Annotated in this window: 19 protein-coding genes; 16 read left to right on the forward strand and 3 right to left on the reverse strand. The window is 61.3% G+C overall.

The annotated features are described in order from the left end of the window. Nucleotides 1-26 precede the first annotated feature (26 nt). On the reverse strand, nucleotides 27-956 hold the full coding sequence (gene choX, locus KBW81_RS04040) for a choline ABC transporter substrate-binding protein (RefSeq protein ID WP_090187980.1): 930 nt from the start codon (nucleotides 954-956) through the stop codon (nucleotides 27-29). 82 nt (nucleotides 957-1038) lie between these two features. On the opposite strand from choX, the gene betI reads away from it, so the two are divergent. The 4 genes from betI to KBW81_RS04060 all read left to right on the forward strand — a co-directional run bounded on the left by betI (nucleotide 1039) and on the right by KBW81_RS04060 (nucleotide 5538). Next, nucleotides 1039-1605: a choline-binding transcriptional repressor BetI gene (betI, locus tag KBW81_RS04045; RefSeq protein WP_090187982.1), complete on the forward strand. Its 567-nt coding sequence runs from the start codon at nucleotides 1039-1041 to the stop codon at nucleotides 1603-1605. A gap of 45 nt (nucleotides 1606-1650) precedes the next feature. After that, nucleotides 1651-3111: a betaine-aldehyde dehydrogenase gene (gene betB / locus KBW81_RS04050; RefSeq protein ID WP_254248434.1), complete on the forward strand. Its 1461-nt coding sequence runs from the start codon at nucleotides 1651-1653 to the stop codon at nucleotides 3109-3111. 49 nt (nucleotides 3112-3160) lie between these two features. Further along, nucleotides 3161-4819: a choline dehydrogenase gene (gene betA / locus KBW81_RS04055; RefSeq protein ID WP_254248435.1), complete on the forward strand. Its 1659-nt coding sequence runs from the start codon at nucleotides 3161-3163 to the stop codon at nucleotides 4817-4819. 149 nt (nucleotides 4820-4968) lie between these two features. Further along, the gene (locus KBW81_RS04060; protein ID WP_367305323.1) at nucleotides 4969-5538 is read left to right on the forward strand and encodes a thermonuclease family protein; all 570 of its coding nucleotides are present in this window, start codon (nucleotides 4969-4971) and stop codon (nucleotides 5536-5538) included. Here the strand turns inward: KBW81_RS04060 and KBW81_RS04065 are convergent. Then, entirely contained in the window at nucleotides 5535-6761 is a 1227-nt protein-coding gene (locus tag KBW81_RS04065; protein ID WP_254248437.1) for a multidrug effflux MFS transporter, read from the reverse strand. The two genes, KBW81_RS04060 and KBW81_RS04065, sit on opposite strands and share 4 nt — an antisense overlap. A gap of 256 nt (nucleotides 6762-7017) precedes the next feature. Here KBW81_RS04065 and KBW81_RS04070 point away from each other — a divergent pair, with 256 nt between their 5' ends. The 6 genes from KBW81_RS04070 (at nucleotide 7018) to KBW81_RS04095 (ending at nucleotide 12599) form a co-directional block, all read left to right on the forward strand. Continuing rightward, entirely contained in the window at nucleotides 7018-8544 is a 1527-nt protein-coding gene (locus tag KBW81_RS04070; protein ID WP_090187994.1) for an acyl-CoA carboxylase subunit beta, read from the forward strand. Beyond that, complete coding sequence (locus KBW81_RS04075) at nucleotides 8525-9043, forward strand: DUF6497 family protein (protein ID WP_254248438.1); 519 nt, start codon at nucleotides 8525-8527, stop codon at nucleotides 9041-9043. Before KBW81_RS04070 ends, KBW81_RS04075 begins: the two co-directional genes overlap by 20 nt. A gap of 331 nt (nucleotides 9044-9374) precedes the next feature. Next, nucleotides 9375-9719 carry a hypothetical protein gene (locus tag KBW81_RS04080; protein WP_254248439.1) on the forward strand — a complete coding sequence of 115 codons (345 nt, stop codon included), beginning with the start codon at nucleotides 9375-9377 and terminating at the stop codon, nucleotides 9717-9719. Nucleotides 9720-9909: 190 nt separating this feature from the next. Beyond that, complete coding sequence (locus tag KBW81_RS04085; RefSeq protein ID WP_090188002.1) at nucleotides 9910-10134, forward strand: hypothetical protein; 225 nt, start codon at nucleotides 9910-9912, stop codon at nucleotides 10132-10134. Between the two features lie 93 nt (nucleotides 10135-10227). After that, nucleotides 10228-12225: an acetyl-CoA carboxylase biotin carboxylase subunit gene (locus KBW81_RS04090; protein ID WP_090188005.1), complete on the forward strand. Its 1998-nt coding sequence runs from the start codon at nucleotides 10228-10230 to the stop codon at nucleotides 12223-12225. Continuing rightward, nucleotides 12222-12599 carry a hypothetical protein gene (locus KBW81_RS04095; protein WP_090188007.1) on the forward strand — a complete coding sequence of 126 codons (378 nt, stop codon included), beginning with the start codon at nucleotides 12222-12224 and terminating at the stop codon, nucleotides 12597-12599. Before KBW81_RS04090 ends, KBW81_RS04095 begins: the two co-directional genes overlap by 4 nt. 25 nt (nucleotides 12600-12624) lie before the next feature. On the opposite strand, the gene KBW81_RS04100 is transcribed toward KBW81_RS04095, so the two are convergent. Further along, complete coding sequence (locus KBW81_RS04100; protein WP_392338184.1) at nucleotides 12625-13128, reverse strand: DUF4174 domain-containing protein; 504 nt, start codon at nucleotides 13126-13128, stop codon at nucleotides 12625-12627. Nucleotides 13129-13209: 81 nt separating this feature from the next. Between KBW81_RS04100 and KBW81_RS18735 the strand changes: the two genes are divergently transcribed. The 6 genes from KBW81_RS18735 (at nucleotide 13210) to KBW81_RS04125 (ending at nucleotide 18443) form a co-directional block, all read left to right on the forward strand. Further along, nucleotides 13210-13344, forward strand: a complete 135-nt coding sequence (locus KBW81_RS18735; RefSeq protein ID WP_281245318.1) for a hypothetical protein — start codon at nucleotides 13210-13212, stop codon at nucleotides 13342-13344. Between the two features lie 36 nt (nucleotides 13345-13380). After that, on the forward strand, nucleotides 13381-15507 hold the full coding sequence (gene scpA, locus KBW81_RS04105) for a methylmalonyl-CoA mutase (protein WP_254248440.1): 2127 nt from the start codon (nucleotides 13381-13383) through the stop codon (nucleotides 15505-15507). Between the two features lie 120 nt (nucleotides 15508-15627). After that, nucleotides 15628-16233, forward strand: a complete 606-nt coding sequence (locus KBW81_RS04110) for a VOC family protein (protein WP_254248441.1) — start codon at nucleotides 15628-15630, stop codon at nucleotides 16231-16233. Next, entirely contained in the window at nucleotides 16230-16715 is a 486-nt protein-coding gene (locus KBW81_RS04115; RefSeq protein ID WP_254248442.1) for a GNAT family N-acetyltransferase, read from the forward strand. Before KBW81_RS04110 ends, KBW81_RS04115 begins: the two co-directional genes overlap by 4 nt. Nucleotides 16716-16725: 10 nt before the next feature. After that, complete coding sequence (locus KBW81_RS04120) at nucleotides 16726-17406, forward strand: molecular chaperone DjiA (RefSeq protein WP_090188017.1); 681 nt, start codon at nucleotides 16726-16728, stop codon at nucleotides 17404-17406. 8 nt (nucleotides 17407-17414) lie between these two features. Continuing rightward, on the forward strand, nucleotides 17415-18443 hold the full coding sequence (locus KBW81_RS04125; RefSeq protein WP_090188303.1) for an endonuclease/exonuclease/phosphatase family protein: 1029 nt from the start codon (nucleotides 17415-17417) through the stop codon (nucleotides 18441-18443). Nucleotides 18444-18446: the final 3 nt, after the last annotated feature.

Genomic DNA, 18446 nt, shown 5'->3' on the forward strand with positions numbered 1-18446 from the left:
GCCGATATGTTACTAAGCCGCGGGGCTTAGCCTTCCAGCTTGGCCGTCACAGCCGCAACAGCGTCGCCGCCGTCCAGCGTGGTGACGCCGTCCAACCAGCCAGCCCATGCGTCTGGGTTCGCCTTCAGCCAAGCGCTTGCGGCCACTTCGGCGTCGGCGTTGTCATTCAGGATCGCGCCCATGATTTCGTTTTCCATCGGCAGCGTGAAAGACAGGTTTTCCAGCAGCTTACCGACGTTCGGACAGGCAGCGACATAACCAGCAGCGGTGTTGGTATAAACAGTCGCACCGCCCAGGTCGGGGCCGAACCAATCATCGCCGCCTTCCAGATAGGTCATGTCGAACTTGGCGTTCATCGGGTGCGGCTCCCAGCCAAGGAACACGATCGGCGTCTCGCGGCCATCGGCACGCTCGACCTGCGCCAGCATGCCTTGCTCGGACGATTCGACGACCTCGAAGCCTTCGAGCGCGAAGGCGTTCGCCTCGATCATGTCCAGAATCAGGCGGTTGCCGTCGTTGCCCGGCTCGATGCCATAGATCTCGCCGTCCAGCGCGTCGCGGTTGGCCGCGATATCGGCAAAGGTTTTGATGCCCATGTCAGCGGCGGCCTTGTTCACAGCCAGCGTGTACTTGGCACCCTCAAGGTTGGCGCGGACGGTGTCGACGGTGCCTGCCTCGCGGTAGGGGGCGATATCGCCTTCCATCGTCGGCATCCAGTTGCCAAGAAACACATCAATGTCGCCAGCAGCCAAGGAAATATAGGTGACCGGCACGCTCAGCAATTTGGTTTCGGTGTCATAGCCCAGCGCGTCCAGCACGACGGATGTGGCCGCTGTGGTCGCTGTGATGTCGGTCCAGCCGACGTCGGCAAAGGTCACCGCGCTGCAGTCATCTTGCGCCAGCGCAGGTGTCGCGGCGACCAGCGCCAGTACGGAAAGTGTGGTCTTCAAAGTCATCGAAATTCTCCCGGTCGGTTTTTATTGATTGATGAGTCAATCAAAAACGGTTTAGACAGATATTGCAACAAGGAATACTGCAATGCCCAAGATTGGGATGGAACCTATACGCCGCGACGCTTTGGTCAAAGCAACAATCGCAGAGGTCGGCATCCATGGCTCGCTGAATGTCAGCGTCAGCCAAATTGCAAAGCGTGCAGGCATGTCATCAGCGCTGGCGCACCATTATTTCGGCGGCAAAGATCAGATTTTCCTTGCTGCCATGCGCTACCTGCTGCGCGAATTCCGCCAAGAAGTGCTGCGCGCCTATCACGCCTTTCCCGACCGGGCAGAGGCGATCATTCGCGCCAGCTTTGCCAAGACCCACTTTGATCCCGGCACTGTCGCCGCCTGGATGGCATTTTACGTGCAGGCCCAAACCAACCCCGCCGCGCGCCGCTTGCTGTCGCTGTACCAGCGGCGCCTGCGGTCTAACCTGACCCATTCCCTGCGCGGGCAGGTCGCTGATCCCGCCGAAGTGGCTGATGTTCTGGCCGCCTTAATCGACGGCATCTACATCCGCCGCGCTCTTGCCGCGCCTGATACGGACGCCGCTGCGCAAGTTCTTTCGCTTCTGCAGGTTCTGCGGGCCGCCACGCCCCAGACCTGACCCTCATCCTCGCTTTTTCCTGAAATACTCCCGCCGGAGGCACCTATGACCTATCCTACACAACCCAAAGCCAGCCACTTTATCGGTGGTGAATACGTCGAAGACACCGCAGGTGAGGTGATCGAGGTCATCTACCCCTACACCGGCGAGGTTATCGCCCGCGTCCACGCCGCGACCCCTGCCATCATTGAACGCGCCTTGCAGGCCGCGACGCAGGCAAAGGCCGCTTGGGCCGCGATGACCGGAACAGAGCGTGGCCGCATCCTGCGCCGCGCCGCTGATATCATGCGCGAGCGGAACCACGATTTGTCCGTCCTCGAAACCTTCGACACGGGCAAGCCGCTGCAGGAAACCACCGTGGCCGACGCGACATCCGGTGCGGACGCCTTTGAATACTTCGGCGGCATGGCCGCGACGATCACCGGCGAGCATATCCCGCTGGCTGGCGGTGATTTCGTCTATACGCGCCGCGAGCCGCTGGGCGTCTGCGTCGGCATCGGCGCATGGAACTACCCCACCCAGATCGCCAGCTGGAAAGGCGCACCTGCGCTGGCCTGCGGCAATACGATGATCTTTAAGCCGTCGGAAACCACGCCGCTTTGCGCGCTCAAAGTAGCAGAGATCCTGCATGAGGCCGGCGCGCCTGCGGGCGTTTACAACGTGGTGCAGGGCATGGGGGCCGTCGGGTCTGCGCTGATCACCGACCCACGCGTCGCCAAAGTGTCGCTGACCGGCTCTGTTGCCACGGGGCAAAAGGTTTATGCCGCCGCCGCCGCTGGCCTGCGCAATGTCACGATGGAACTGGGGGGCAAGTCGCCGCAGGTCGTGTTTGACGATGCCAACCTCGAGGATGCCGTGTCTGGCGCGATCCTTGGTAACTTCTATTCCACCGGGCAGGTCTGTTCCAACGGCACGCGGGTCTTTGTGCAGCGCGGCATGGTTGATGCCTTCCTTGCGCGTCTGACTGAACGCCTCGGCGCTGTTGTTATGGGTGATCCGCAGGACATGGGCACTAACTTTGGCCCCATGGTCAGCGCCCGCCAGCGCGACATCGTCGAAGGCTTTATCGCCAAGGGCGTCGCTGAAGGCGCGCGGCTGGTTTACGGCGGCACGCGCCCTGACCGCGATGGCTTCTTTCTGGAACCCACCGTCTTTGCCGATGTCACGGATGAGATGACCATCGCCACGGACGAAATCTTTGGCCCCGTTATGTCGGTGCTGACCTTTGATGACGAAGACGAAGTCCTGCGCCGCGCCAACGCCACGCCCTACGGTCTGGCCGCCAGCGTTTTTACCAGCGATCTGACTCGCGCGCACCGCATGGCCGCCGGGTTCGAGGCGGGGACCTGCTATATCAACACCCACAACCTTGCCCCGGTCGAAGCCCCCTTTGGCGGCTCAAAGCTGTCGGGCGTCGGCCGCGAGAATTCGAAAGAAGCGGTGATGAACTACACCCAGACCAAGGGCATCTATGTCGCGATGAACCCGGTCGAGGCGCCGTTCTAATGCGCGCTGCCTCGTTCCCACGCGCCGAATTATCCCAAGAGGTCATCCAATGAACGCTGAATATGTCATTATCGGCGCGGGCAGCGCAGGCTGCGCGATCGCCTACCGCCTCGCAAAGGCGGGCAAGGATGTGTTGGTGATCGAACACGGCGGCACCGATGCTGGCCCCTTTATCCAGATGCCTGCCGCGCTGTCCTATCCGATGAACATGAAAACCTACGATTGGGGTTTCCAGACAGAGCCAGAGCCGCATCTGGATAATCGCAAGCTTGCGACACCGCGCGGCAAGGTGATCGGCGGATCGTCCTCGATCAACGGCATGGTCTATGTGCGCGGCCACGCCAAGGACTTCGACCACTGGGCCGATATGGGCGCGCAGGGCTGGGCCTATGCCGATGTGCTGCCCTATTACAAACGGATGGAACACTGGCACGCCGGTCTGCACGGCGGCGATCCGGCATGGCGCGGCAAAGACGGCCCGCTGCATGTCACCCGCGGCCCGCGCCGTAATCCGCTGGTCAAAGCCTTTGTCGAGGCGGGCAAGCAAGCTGGCTATCAGGCAACGGACGACTACAACGGCGAGCAGCAAGAGGGCTTTGGCCCCTTTGATGCGACGATTTATCTGGGCCGCCGCTGGTCTGCCGCGAACGCCTATCTGCGGCCTGCGCAAAAGACCGGCAACTGCCGCGTCACCCGCGCCTTTGCCCGCCGCGTGATCATCGAGGATGGCCGCGCCACCGGGGTCGAAGTATCTCGTCGCGGCGTGACCGAGGTGATTACGGCCAGCAAAGAGGTCATCATCGCGGCCTCTGCCATCAATTCGCCCAAGCTGCTGATGTTGTCGGGGATCGGCGACGCCGCGCATCTGGCGCAGCATGGCATCCCCGTCGTGGCCGACCGGCCCGGCGTGGGGCAGAACCTGCAGGATCACCTAGAGCTTTATATCCAGCAGGCGGCAACCAAGCCGGTGACGCTGTTCACCTATTGGAAACTGTTCTGGAAGGCGCTGATCGGCGCCCAGTGGCTGTTTGGCAAACGCGGGCTTGGCACGTCGAACCACTTTGAAAGCGCGGCTTTCGTGCGGTCCAAGGCCGGCGTTGAATACCCCGACATCCAGTTCCACTTTTTGCCCATCGCCATTCGCTATGACGGCAAGGTCGCGGCAGAGGGGCATGGCTTTCAAGCGCACGTCGGGCCGATGCGGTCTGCGTCGCGCGGTGCGGTGACGCTGAAAAGCGGTGATCCTGATGTCGCGCCGGAAATCCGGTTCAACTACATGTCCGACCCCAAGGATTGGGAGGATTTCCGCACCTGCATCCGCCTGACCCGCGAGGTTTTCGCCCAAGAGGCCTTCGCGCCGTTCCGCGGCCATGAAATTCAGCCCGGCGCGGCGGTGGAATCGGACGACGCGCTAGATGACTTCATCCGCGAACACGCCGAAAGCGCCTATCACCCCTGCGGTACCTGCCGGATGGGGGCGACGGATGATCCGCTGGCGGTCGTTGATCCCGAATGCCGGGTCATCGGTGTCGAAGGGTTGCGCGTCGCAGACAGCTCGATCTTTCCGCGTATCACCAACGGCAACCTGAATGCGCCGTCGATCATGGTGGGTGAAAAGGCGTCGGATCATATCCTTGGCCTTGATCCTTTGGCCCGTGCGAACGAGGCACCTTGGATCCATCCGGACTGGCAGACCAAGCAGCGCTGATTTTGAATTAAATCAAGGGTAAAGGCGGCACTTGCTGCCTTTACCTTGCCATCATTCGCACCCATCTTGGGGATATGCGAAAATCATTAACCATTTGTTTACTACTTTGTGCTGTGCCGGCTGCTGCCGATATATCGGGCCGCGCGCGGGTGATTGATGGCGACACGCTTCAAATCGGCCAAACGCGCATCCGCCTGCATGGCATCGACGCGCCAGAGGCGAGCCAGACGTGCCTTGATACAGGAGGTGTGGCGGCCGCTTGCGGTCTGGCCGCGACGCGGGCGATGCAGGTGCTGATTGGCACCGATACCGTGCATTGCACCCCGCGTGATATCGACCGCTATGGCCGGACAATCGCGCGCTGCGACGTGGGCGGGCGGGATCTGGGGCGCGATATGGTCGCCTCTGGCCTTGCGATTGCCTACCGACAATACAGCATGGACTATGTCCCGGTCGAACAGGCAGCGCAGGCCAAGGGCCTTGGCTTTTGGGCCGTGCAAATGCAAAACCCCGCCGATTTCCGCGCCGCCAAAGCCGATCAGCCCGCCGCGCCGGATGGCTGCACGATCAAGGGCAATATCAGCGGCTCTGGCAGTATCTATCACATGCCGGGGCAAGAGCATTACGGCGCGACCCGGATCAATACAGCGAAGGGCGAGCGGTGGTTCTGCTCTGAAAGCGAAGCGCGCGCCGCAGGCTGGCGCGCATCGCGTCGCTAGGCGGGCAGCCGGCTTGCCAAGGCGCGCGTGCGCAAGATGACAACACCAATCGACACCAGCGACAGGATCGCGCTGACCAGCATCAAGACCTGCAAGGGAACGGTCCCAGAGGTGTCGTTCAGCAAGGTGCCCGCGAATTGCGACAGCGCCGCGCCGCCGCCGATCATCAACGCGCCACCAAGGCCAGAGGCTGTGCCCGCAAGCAGGGGGCGCACCGACAGCAGGCCAGCGGTGGCATTGGGCAGCATCAAGCCATTGCCAAGGCCCAGTAGCGTGCAAAAGCCAAAGAACAGCGCGGCGGTGTTGAACCCGGCGAGCGACACCAGCAAGGACGCGCCAAGGCCCGCGATGCTGACGATACAGCCCGCCAGCGCCATGGTGTCGATACCAAACCGGATCGCGTAACGCCCGGTCAGAAAGTTGCCCAAGGCATAGCCAATAGCGGGGGCGCCGAGTGCTGCGCCCGTCATCATCGCGGACAGCCCGTACAGGTGGTCGGCGACAAAAGCCGCGCCGCCCAGAAAGGCAAAGAAAGAGCCGGAGCCGAAAGCGCTGCACAGGGCGTAGCCCCAAAAGCGTGGCGCGCTGAGCAGGTCAGGATAGCTGCGCAACTGCTGGGCAAAGCTGGTGCCGCCGGGGCGCACGGTTTCGCCTTGATCGAAGTAGCAAAACACAAAAACCAATGCGCCTGCCAGCGACAGGAACACGAACGACGACTGCCAGCCAAAGGCTTGATCCAGCACGCCGCCGATGGTTGGCCCGATCATCGGGATCACAGCCATGCCCATGGTGACATAGCCGATCTTGGACGCGCTGACGTTCGCGGGATAGATGTCGCGCACGACGGCCCGCGACAGCACGATGCCTGTGGCTACCGTCGCTTGTAGAATGCGAAAGGTCAGAAAGGCGGCGATGGATGTGGCAAACAACGCGCCAATCGTCGCCGCAATAAAGATCAGCAGCGATCCCAGCATCAGCTTGCGCCGCCCGAACCGGTCCGACAGCGGGCCGACAAAGATTTGCAGCACCGCCGTCGCCGCCAGATAGCCGGACACCGACAGTTGCATCGTGGCATAATCGGTCTGAAAGAATTCAGCCATCCGGGTCAACGATGGCAAAAAGATCGACATGTTCAGCGCTGAAATCCCGGCCAGCAGGATCAGCGTCGAAATATGTGGCGGGGTGCGGTTGTCAAAGAACCGAATTTGCGCGGGTGTATTCATCGGCGCAAGTTACAAGTCGCGCTTTGGTTGTCCATGGCCGTCACGGCGCAGCATTCTGTGCAAAAATGAACGCAAAGGGCCGCCTTGGGGATAGCGCTAACACCCCATGCACTGTGCCTTTGGGACGCATCCCTACGCTGGCAAAGGAAAATTTGTTGACAAACTCCGCTACGTATCCGCGCTTTGTGGCTTCACCTGCGCGTGCAGCGAACCTATGATCCCTGCCAAAGCAAGGCGAAGGCTGCGGGGGGATATTATGAAAGATCACTTGGACGCGCTGGCGGCGCGGCGGGCGGAATCGCAACTGGGCGGGGGCGTGAAGCGCATTGATGCCCAGCATGCCAAGGGCAAATTGACCGCGCGCGAGCGGATCGATCTGCTGCTGGATGCAGACAGCTTCGAGGAATTCGACGCCTTTGTAACGCACCGGGCCACCGACTTTGGCATGCAGGACAGCACGCCGATGGGCGACGGGGTTGTGACCGGATGGGGCACGATCAATGGCCGCATGGTCTATGTGTTCTCTCAGGACTTCACCGTTTTTGGCGGATCGCTGTCGGAAACCCATGCGCTGAAGATTTGCAAGATCATGGATATGGCGATGCAGAACGGCGCGCCTGTGATCGGGATTAACGATTCCGGCGGCGCGCGTATTCAAGAAGGCGTGGCGTCGCTTGCTGGCTACGCCGAGGTGTTTCAGCGCAACGTGATGGCGTCCGGCGTTGTGCCGCAGATCAGTCTGATCATGGGGCCCTGTGCGGGCGGCGCGGTCTATTCGCCTGCGATGACCGACTTTATCTTTATGGTGCGCGACACGTCCTATATGTTCGTGACCGGCCCTGACGTGGTGAAAACCGTCACCAATGAAGTCGTCACCGCAGAAGAGCTGGGCGGCGCAAGCACGCATACCAAGAAATCCTCGGTCGCGGATGGCGCTTATGACAACGATGTCGAGGCGATTGCCGAATGCCGCCGCCTGTTCGATTTCTTGCCGCTGAACAACCGCAAGACAGTGCCGACGCGGCCGTTTTTTGACGATGTGAACCGGATTGATGACAGCCTTGATACGCTGATCCCCGATAACACGAACACGCCCTATGATATGAAAGAGCTGATCCACAAGCTTGCGGATGAAGGCGACTTTTACGAAATTCAGGCGGATTTCGCCAAGAACATTTTGACCGGTTTTATCCGGCTGGAAGGGTCCACCGTCGGCGTCGTCGCCAACCAGCCGATGGTGCTGGCAGGGTGTCTTGATATCGATAGCTCGCGTAAAGCCGCGCGGTTCGTGCGGTTCTGCGATGCGTTTGAAATTCCAATCCTGACGCTGGTTGACGTGCCGGGGTTCCTGCCGGGGACAAGCCAAGAATACGGCGGCGTGATTAAGCACGGGGCCAAACTGCTGTTCGCCTACGGCGAGGCGACAGTGCCCAAGGTCACGGTCATCACCCGCAAAGCCTATGGCGGCGCATATGACGTGATGGCGTCCAAGCATCTGCGCGGTGATTTTAACTACGCTTGGCCTACAGCAGAGATTGCTGTGATGGGCGCTAAAGGCGCGACCGAGATTATCCATCGCGGCAAAAGCGTGGAAGAGATCGCAGAGCGGACGAAGGAATACGAGGACCGATTTGCCAATCCGTTCGTTGCGGCCAGCAAGGGTTTCATCGACGAGGTGATCATGCCGCGGTCTACCCGCCGCCGGGTATGCCGTGCCTTCGCGTCCTTGCGCGGCAAGTCATTGCAGAACCCGTGGAAGAAGCATGACAATATTCCGCTTTAGAACCGGCAACAGGGAAGGGGGGCCAGCCCCCCGTCCGCCAATGGCGGACTCCCCCCGGAGTATTTTTGGCAAGATGAATGCGGTGTCTGTCGCCGGGGCGCAATTTGCGCGAATTTGTCCGGCGCTTGCTTTGACAGGTGCGCTGTTTTCGGGCGCGGCAGTCGCGGCGCAGCAAATTGCTGTGCCTTCTGGGGTCGAGTTTGCGCTGTATGACGTGATTCTAGAGGAAGACGCCGGGATTGCGCGTTTTCGCTTTGTTGTACCGGCGATTGCCCCTGCGGGCGCGCATCTGGAATTTGCTGATATTGTTGATGATCTGCAATTTGTCTGCGACAGAGTGATCGTGCCTGCGCTGCAAGGCAACGGCTGGAGCGAAGCTGAAATTGTGCTGTCTATTTCAGACCAGCGCGCTGATTTCGGAACTTATGATCCGGCCATTACTCAATTTTTTCAGCCGTTTCGGTTGAAAGATCAAACATGCATCTGGGAGGACTTTTGATGCCAATGGATGCGATGGCAGTTTACCGCCGCTTAAGCGGTGTTTTCCTGCCACTGTTGCGTGATCTTGCGCATAATACGCTATGCCGGATCGCCCGGCCTGCTAGGACTGTTTCGAGGGACGCAACAGAATCGTCCCTGAAACACATGCAGACCGGCGATCAACGCTGGCTGCGGCAGTCAGGTAGATCAGGCAAATGTCGAACGGTTTTAAACTATTTTGTGTCATGGCCCTTATGGCAGTTGTCGCTGTCAGCGGGTCAAAAGGCCAAGCCCGCGTTGGTTTGGGCGAGATCACAACAAACCAGTAACCCTGCACAGGGGGCTGCGTGATGGAAAAGCATCGCGGTTTCCCCGGACGTCTGCCGGGCACTGATTATCAATTCGTGATTCGCCGCGGCCTGAAGGCAGGCGCGACCAAACTGGTGGAACGCGAGCGTTATGCCGATCGCAGGCCGCCGGATAAGCGGGCGGACGTCGGCTTTATGGAAGCGTTGTGGCTGCACTTTGGCGAAGAGCCATTCGTGCGGGGCAATCTGGACGCGGGTCGTCTGAGCTGGCTGTTCGGCCGAGAGGTCGTCGCGGTTGAGGATCCGTTTGATCCCGAAAGCTATGAAGCGCTGCTGCGTATCGACGTCGCGCGGGCGCGGATCAGCTTTCCAGAGATCTTTGCATGATGGCTTTGCCGCATCATTTAAGTGCGATGCACCGTGATGCGGCGGCCTTTTCGGCTTTGCTATCGTATAGCAATCGCTTTTATGGGAACAAATCGGCGGCAAAGCGCCTTTTGTCCCTAATCGGGCTTGAGTTACTCGCTGACTCAAGTGATTTTGCGCCCATTAACAATCTAATCAAAGGCAACATAACATGTTCAAAGCTACCTGGATCCTCGCCCCTATCGCAGCACTCGGCCTGTCTGCATGTGCCGGCTCTGGCATTGGTGACACCGACCTGGAGCGCGGCGTTATCGGCGCAGGCGCAGGTCTGGTCGCAGCTGAAGTCCTTAACACGGACCCAACTGCAACGGCTGTTGCTGGCGTTGCCGCTGGCCTGCTGTGCGATGACGCAGGCATCTGCCGCAGCACCCGCTAAATTCTCTGGCGCCATTTCGGCGCAAGGGACGATCATTTCCGCCGTCGAGGTTTACGCCTCGGCGGCGGTTTTGCGTTTGAAGGACTGATTCACATGTTCAAGAAAATTCTGATCGCCAATCGAGGCGAAATCGCCTGCCGCGTCATTAAGACGGCCCGCCGGATGGGGATCGCCACTGTCGCGGTCTATTCTGATGCGGACCGCAATGCCTTGCATGTGAAAATGGCGGACGAGGCGGTGCACATCGGCCCAAGCCCGGCCAATCAGTCCTATATCGTGATCGACAAAATCATGGATGCCGTGCGCCAGACCGGCGCAGAGGCGGTGCATCCGGGTTATGGTTTCCTGTCGGAAAACCCAAAGTTCGCCCAAGCTTTGCAGGCCGCAGGCGTTGCCTTTATCGGGCCGCCCGTCGGCGCAATCGAGGCGATGGGCGACAAGATTACGTCCAAGAAGTTGGCCCAAGAGGCGGGCGTCAGCACCGTGCCGGGCCACATGGGCCTGATTGCGGACGCGGACGAGGCGATCAAGATCGCTGGCGAAATCGGCTATCCGGTGATGATCAAGGCCAGCGCTGGTGGCGGCGGCAAGGGCATGCGGATCGCTTGGAAAGAGGACGAGGTCCGCGAGGGCTTTCAGTCGTCCAAGAACGAGGCGGCCAACAGCTTTGGCGATGACCGGATATTCATCGAAAAGTTTGTGACCCAGCCGCGGCACATTGAAATTCAGGTCTTGGCCGATGGCCATGGCAACGCGGTTTACCTGCACGAGCGGGAATGCAGCATCCAGCGCCGGAACCAGAAGGTCATCGAAGAGGCACCAAGCCCCTTCCTTGACGAAGAAACCCGCGCTGCGATGGGTGCGCAGTCTGTCGCTTTGGCCCAGTCCGTTGGCTATACCAGCGCGGGCACGGTGGAATTCATCGTCGACGGGGATCGCAATTTCTATTTCCTAGAGATGAACACGCGGTTGCAGGTCGAACATCCGGTCACGGAGCTGATCACCGGCATCGATTTGGTTGAACAGATGATCCGCGTCGCGGCTGGCGAAAAGTTAGCCTTTGGGCAAAGCGATCTAAAGATCAACGGCTGGGCGATTGAATCGCGCCTTTATGCCGAGGACCCTTATCGCGGCTTCCTGCCGTCCATCGGCCGTCTGACCCGTTACCGTCCGCCGGTTGAAGAGGCGACGGATGCTTACGCCGTGCGCAACGATACCGGCGTGTTCGAGGGCGGTGAGATCAGCATGTTCTACGATCCGATGATCGCCAAGCTCTGCACTTGGGCTCCGACGCGGTCGGAGGCGATTGACCACATGCGCCTAGCGCTGGACGGGTTCGAATTGGAAGGCATCGGTCACAACCTGCCATTCTTGGCGGCGGTGATGGACCATCCCAAGTTCACCAGCGGCAATATGACAACGGCGTTCATCGAGGAGGAATTCCCCGACGGTTTCGACGGTGTCGCGCTGGGCGGCGATACATTGGTTCGCATCGCGGCAGCTGTCACAGCAATGCACCGGATCAGCGAAATCCGCCGCACGCGGATTACGGGGCGTATGAATAACCACGAACGCACGGTCGGAACCGACTGGAATGTCGCGGTTCAAGGCCAGTCGTTTGACGCCGTGGTCAAAGCGGACCGCGCCGGCGCTGACGTGACAATCGGGGCGCAAACGCTGCGGGTCGAAAGCGATTGGCTGCCGGGGCAACCCTTGGTGCGATTGTCCGTTGATGGCACACCGCTGGTGCTGAAAGCAGCCCGTATTCCCGGCGGCTACCGCGTGCGGCACCGGGGCGCCGACCTAAAGGTGCATGTGCGCACCCCGCGTCAGGCGGAACTGGCGGGCCTGATGCTGGAAAAGGTCCCGGCGGATACGTCCAAGCTGCTGCTGTGCCCGATGCCCGGTCTGATCGTCAAAGTCGACGTGGCCGTGGGCGACGAAGTGCAAGAGGGTCAGACCCTGTGCACGGTCGAAGCCATGAAGATGGAAAACATCCTGCGCGCTGAACGGCGCGGTGTGGTGTCCAAGGTCAACGCCAGCGCGGGCGACAGCCTTGCGGTGGACGATGTCATCATGGAGTTTGAATGAGCCGCAGGCCGCCTCTTGTTCTGATCTGGGCTGTGGCCTGCATCGCTGCGGTGCTTGTGGCCTTTGGCGCGCTGGTGGTGATGATCCCCTCTGGCACCGTCAGCTACGCGACTGAAATGCCGCGCAGCGCGGTGACGGCGCCGATGATCGCGGTTGTCGTGTTCTGGGGCATCGTGCGCGCGTGCGGTGTGCCGCTTGATCCGATGAAAACTTATGTTTTCGGCGCGCTTGCGGTTTACGGGATGCTGTATCTGGTGGGCCGTGTGTTGGCCGTCACAGGCATAAGCCCGCCGCTGGTGCTGGCGGTCAACCTGATCGCGCTGATGTCACTGGCATGGTGGTGGATCAAACTGGCGGCGCAGGCCCGGCGATGACGGCTTTAGCGTTGTCTGGCCTGCGTCACTGGTCCACGCCGCGCCGATCCTGCATTTCCTGCTGGCGCATCGGCATCTTGTCGATGGACCGTGACAATTCCCGCACATCCCAAGGGCTTGGTTTGCGCGCCTTAATGGCCCCATCCTTGCCCATCAGCGCCAGCATGAACCCGCGCGGCCGCAGCCGCAGCCGGGTGTCGCTGCGGCCCGCTGGATCGGTATCAAAGATCACCACGACATCGCGCAGCGCAAGCTCTTCGGCGCGGGCGGCCAAAAGCTCTATCTGCTGCACAAACTGCGGGTCATTGGGCGAATCTGCAAACACCAGCACGGGGCGTGCGATCCATTTGAAGGCGTCCAAATCCAGCCCCGCCGCATCGACAAAGATGGTGCGGTCCGCGTTCCATGCCGCGACGGGATCGCTAACAGGGTTGCTGACGGGATCGGTGGACGCGGCCTCTGCTTGCGCCAAGACGGGCGCGGCGGACAGGGTGGCAAGACAGGCAATTGCAAAAACTGTTTTCATCATACCCTATCATATAGCCACTACGCACAGATTTACGATGCGCCATATTGCCTGTGCGGGCGCGGCGAACAGGAATGGGACGTCATGCACCGGATGATCGCCCTGCGCCGCACCGATGACCTGACGTTTTTACGCGGCAGCGCTGCACCGTTTTTGACCTTTGCCTTGGTCGCTGCCATCAATGCTTTAACAGCCCACCGCTGGGCAGGGCGCGCCTGATCGCCGGGCCGCACAACATCATTTGGGGGGATACCGATGACTGACAAATCCACATGGGAAAAGATCGCAGCCAAAGAACTGCGCGGGCGCAGCCTTGACGATCTGACGTGGCACACCCTCGAAGGGATCGACATACAGCCGCTGTATACGGCGGACGATATCGCGGACTTGCCCCATATGGGCGGCATTCCCGGCGCGGCCCCCTATACGCGCGGCGTTAAGGCCACGATGTATGCAGGCCGCCCTTGGACGATCCGTCAATACGCCGGCTTTTCCACGGCCGAAGAATCCAACGCCTTCTACAAAGCAGCCCTTGCTGGTGGCCAGCAGGGGGTGTCAGTCGCCTTTGATCTGGCGACGCACCGCGGCTATGACAGCGACCACCCCCGCGTCGAAGGCGACGTCGGCAAGGCTGGTGTGGCTATCGATTCCGTCGAAGATATGAAAATCCTGTTTGACGGCATCCCGCTGGACAAAGTCAGCGTATCCATGACGATGAACGGCGCAGTGATCCCGATCCTCGCCAACTTTATCGTCACTGGGGAAGAGCAGGGCCATGACCGCCGCGTGCTGTCGGGCACGATCCAGAACGACATCCTCAAGGAGTTCATGGTGCGCAACACCTATGTCTACCCGCCGGAGCCGTCGATGCGGATCATCTCTGACATCATCCAGTATACGGCCGACGAGATGCCGAAATTTAACTCGATCTCGATCTCTGGCTATCACATGCAAGAGGCCGGGGCGAACCTGGTGCAGGAACTGGCCTATACCCTTGCTGACGGGCGCGAATACGTGCGCGCCGCCATTGCGGCGGGTATGGACGTGGACAGTTTCGCAGGTCGTCTGTCGTTCTTCTTTGCCATCGGCATGAACTTCTTCATGGAGGCGTCAAAACTGCGTGCTGCCCGCCTGCTGTGGAGCCGCGTGATGGAGGAGTTCGAACCGAAGGATCCCAAATCCTCCATGCTGCGGACCCACTGCCAGACCAGCGGCGTCAGCTTGCAGGAACAGGACCCCTACAACAACGTCGTGCGCACGGCCTATGAGGCGATGAGCGCCGTGCTGGGCGGCACGCAATCCCTGCATACCAATGCACTGGACGAGGCGATCGCCCTGCCGTCCGACTTTGCCGCCCGCATCGCCCGCAACACACAGCTGATCCTGCAAGAGGAAACCGGCGTCACCAACGTCGTCGACCCGCTGGCTGGCAGCTATTACGTTGAAAAGCTGACCCACGATCTGGCAGAGGCCGCTTGGGCGCTGATGGAGGAAGTCGAGGAGCTTGGCGGTATGACCAAGGCCGTCGCCTCTGGCATGCCCAAGCTGCGGATCGAGGAAACCGCAGCCAAGCGTCAGGCCGATATTGACCGCGGCACCGAAGTCATCGTCGGCGTGAACAAGTACCGCAAAGACAAAGAAGACCCCATCGACATCCGCGACATCGACAACGCAGGCGTGCGCGACAGCCAGATCGCGCGCTTGAAGACAACCCGCGACGGCCGCGATCAGCCTGCCTGCGACGCAGCCCTTGCCGAAGTCACCCGCCGCGCCCGCGACGGTGGCAACCTGCTAGAGGCCGCGGTCGAGGCCGCCCGCCAACGCGCCACCGTGGGCGAAATCAGCGATGCGATGGAAGAAGTCTTTGGCCGCCACCGGGCCGAGGTCAAAACCCTCGCCGGTGTTTACGGTGCCGCCTATGATGGCGACGCCGGCTTCGCCGCGATCCAGAAAGACGTCGAAGACTTTGCCGCAGAAGAGGGCCGCCGCCCGCGCATGCTGGTCGTCAAAATGGGCCAGGACGGGCACGACCGGGGTGCCAAGGTCATCGCCACCGCCTTTGCCGACATCGGCTTTGACGTCGACGTGGGCCCCCTGTTCCAAACCCCAGAAGAGGCGGCGCAGGACGCGATCGACAACGACGTCCATGTCATCGGTATCAGCTCTCAGGCGGCGGGGCATAAAACCCTTGCCCCCAAACTGATCCGCGCGCTTGAAGACGCTGGCGCTGGCGATATCCTTGTGATCTGCGGCGGTGTGATCCCGCAGCAGGACTACAAGTTTCTGACCGACGCGGGTGTCAAAGCCATCTTCGGCCCCGGCACCAATATCCCCAAAGCCGCCGCCGATATCCTGACCCTGATCCGCGCCACCCGCGACTAGGCTTCATCTTGCCGGAAATACTCCCGCCGGAGGCACCGTCCTTTGCAACGCAAAGGGCGGCACCTCTTGCATCCTCCTTCACCGCGTTGTCTCCTCTCGTTGCAATCGGCAGAGGTGAACATGCTGACACTTGACCACATCGCACTGGCCTGCACCGATCTGGCCGCTTCGGCCGACCTGCTGTCGCAGATGATCGGCGCGCCGCTGCAGACGGGCGGACAACATCCGCGCTATGGCACCCATAATGTGCTGCTGGGGATGGGGGATATCTATCTTGAACTTATCGCCCGCGACCCGGACGCCGCACAGACTGGGCGGCCCACGTGGTTCGGGCTTGATCATTTCACCGGCCCGATGCGGCCCGCGAACTGGATCTGCCGCACCGATGATCTGGGGGCTGAGCGGGCAAAAATGCCCGTCGATCCGGGCCCGGCAGTGCCTTTGACGCGCGGTGATCTGGTGTGGGACATCACTGTGCCGGACGATGGCAGCCTGCCGCTGGACGGCGGGGTGCCGACGTTAATCCAGTGGGCAGCGGGCACCCGTCACCCGGTGGACCGGCTGCCCGACAGCACGTGCCGCCTGCAACACTGGACGGTATACCATCCACAAGCGCAGATGCTGCAAAATACGCTGCCGCTGGTGGATCACCGCGTGCAGTTCGTCGCCGGCCCCGCCCGTTTTGCGATGACATTACAAACACCGCGCGGGATTGTGACGCTATGATCCGGCCTGCGACGCCAGTTGACGCAGCCGCGATCTGCGGCATCTGGAACCCAGTGATCCGGGACACCACCGCGACCTTCACGGCGATTGAAAAGACCCCCGCCGGTATCACTGCGCTGCTGGCCGATAAGGCCGCGAGCGGCCATCCGTTCTGGGTCAGCACCGCAGGCGATGACATCACCGGATTCGCCACCTATGGCCCGTTTCGGGGCGGCGACGGCTATCGTCATACGGTCGAACATACGGTCCATCTTGCCCCCGCTGCACGGGGTCTGGGGACGGGCCGGGCGCTGATGGCGGCGCTTTGTGATCACGCCGCGGGGCAAGGGATGCACAGCATGTGGGCGGGGTGCAGCGGCGATAATCCGGGCGCGGTCCGCTTCCACGAACGCCTTGGATTCGTGCAGGTGGCGCATCTGCCGCAGGTCGGGCGCAAATTTGATCGCTGGATCGACCTTATCCTTTTGCAAAAGATGCTTTAGGCTAAGTTTCATGTCGATCTGGACCCGCATTGCCGATGCTATTGCCGCCCTGCGCGCAGGTGAAAGCCTGTTCGCGGTGTTTGACCGCCTGCGCACACCGCCCGACCGGTCGGTCGCCTTTACCATCGCGGTCATCGCGCTGGGGGCCAAGATGGCCAAGGCGGACGGCACCGTGACACGGTCAGAGGTCGCGGCCTTCCGCGAGGTGTTCCACATCCCCCCGCAAGAAGAGGCGCACGCCGCCCGCCTGTTCAACATGGCCCGCACCGATGTTGCCGGCTTTGAGGAATACGCCGCGGGCATCAAGCGCATGTTCGGCGACAACGACGCCCCGCTGTGTGATCTGATGGAAGGGCTGTTCCACATCGCCCTTGCCGACGGAAACTACCACCCGGGAGAGGACGCCTTTCTATCCCGCGTAGCCGATATATTCGGCTTTGACGAACGCCGCTTTGGCCGCATCCGGGCGCAATTCGTGCCCGACGCCGCCCGCGATCCATACGACGTGCTGGGCGTCGCCCCGGATGCTGATTTGGCGACGATCCGGGCCGCGTGGCGCACGCAGGTCCGCGAAACCCACCCCGACCGGATGCTCGCGCGCGGCGTACCAGAAGAGGCGGTCAAGCTGGCAGAAAAGCGGCTGGTCGCGATCAACCGCGCTTGGGAAGACATCTCGGACCTGCGGCAGTGACGGATCGGCTGCGGCTGGCCACGTATAATATCGAATGGTTCAATAACCTGTTCAATGACGCGGGTGATCTGCTGGATGACCTTCACTGGTCGGGCCGCTGGGGCGTGACGCGGCGCGACCAGATCGCGGCGCTTGGGGCTGTTTTTACCGCGATGGACGCCGACGCCATCATGGTGATCGAGGCACCGGACACATCGCGCAGGCGCAGCACGCAGCGTTCGCTTGAAGGCTTTGCCAAGCGGTTTGACCTGCGCGCAAACCGCGTGCTGACCGGATTTCTGAACGACACGCAGCAGGAAATCGCGCTGATGTATGATCCGCGCAAGATGGACGCCGCGCATGCGCCACTTGGGTCCAAGGATGTGCCGCAATTCGATGGCAGCTTTTCCGTCGATCTGGATCATGACGGCCGACCAGAGCCGGTGCGCTGGTCCAAACCCCCGCTAGAGGTCACGCTGACCCCGCACGGCGGACAGCCTATATCGCTGATCGGTGTTCACGCGAAATCAAAGGCCCCGCACGGCGCTGACAACCCCGCACATAGGCTGCGGATCAATATCGAAAACCGCCGCAAACAGCTTGCGCAATGCGTCTGGCTGCGCGCGCGGGTGGATCAATTGTTGCAGCAAGGGCAGCCGGTTGCCGTGCTGGGCGATTTCAACGATGGCCCCGGTCTGGACGAGTTCGAAACGCTGTTCGGCCGCTCCAGCGTCGAGGTGGTCTTGGGTGAGGTCGGAACTGTGCCGATGTTCGACCCCAACGCGCGGCTCGCGCTGTCAGGACGGCTCGCAGCGCAGCCTGCCTCTGCCCGGTTTGAACATGACGGCGTGTTTTTGTCGGTGCTGCTGGACTACATCATGGTCAGTCCCGATCTTGCCGCGCGCGCGCCGCGGTGGACGATCTGGCACCCCTTTGACACGCCTGCCTGCTATACCAATGATGCGTTGCGGGATGCCTTGCTGCTGGCGTCTGATCATTTCCCCGTCACCTTGGATTTGCCCAGCCCCTTGGCAAGCGTGGGCAACGGTCCTACCTAAAGA

Origin of the sequence: Loktanella salsilacus, from assembly GCF_024206795.1 — a bacterium.
Lineage (GTDB): Bacteria > Pseudomonadota > Alphaproteobacteria > Rhodobacterales > Rhodobacteraceae > Loktanella > Loktanella salsilacus.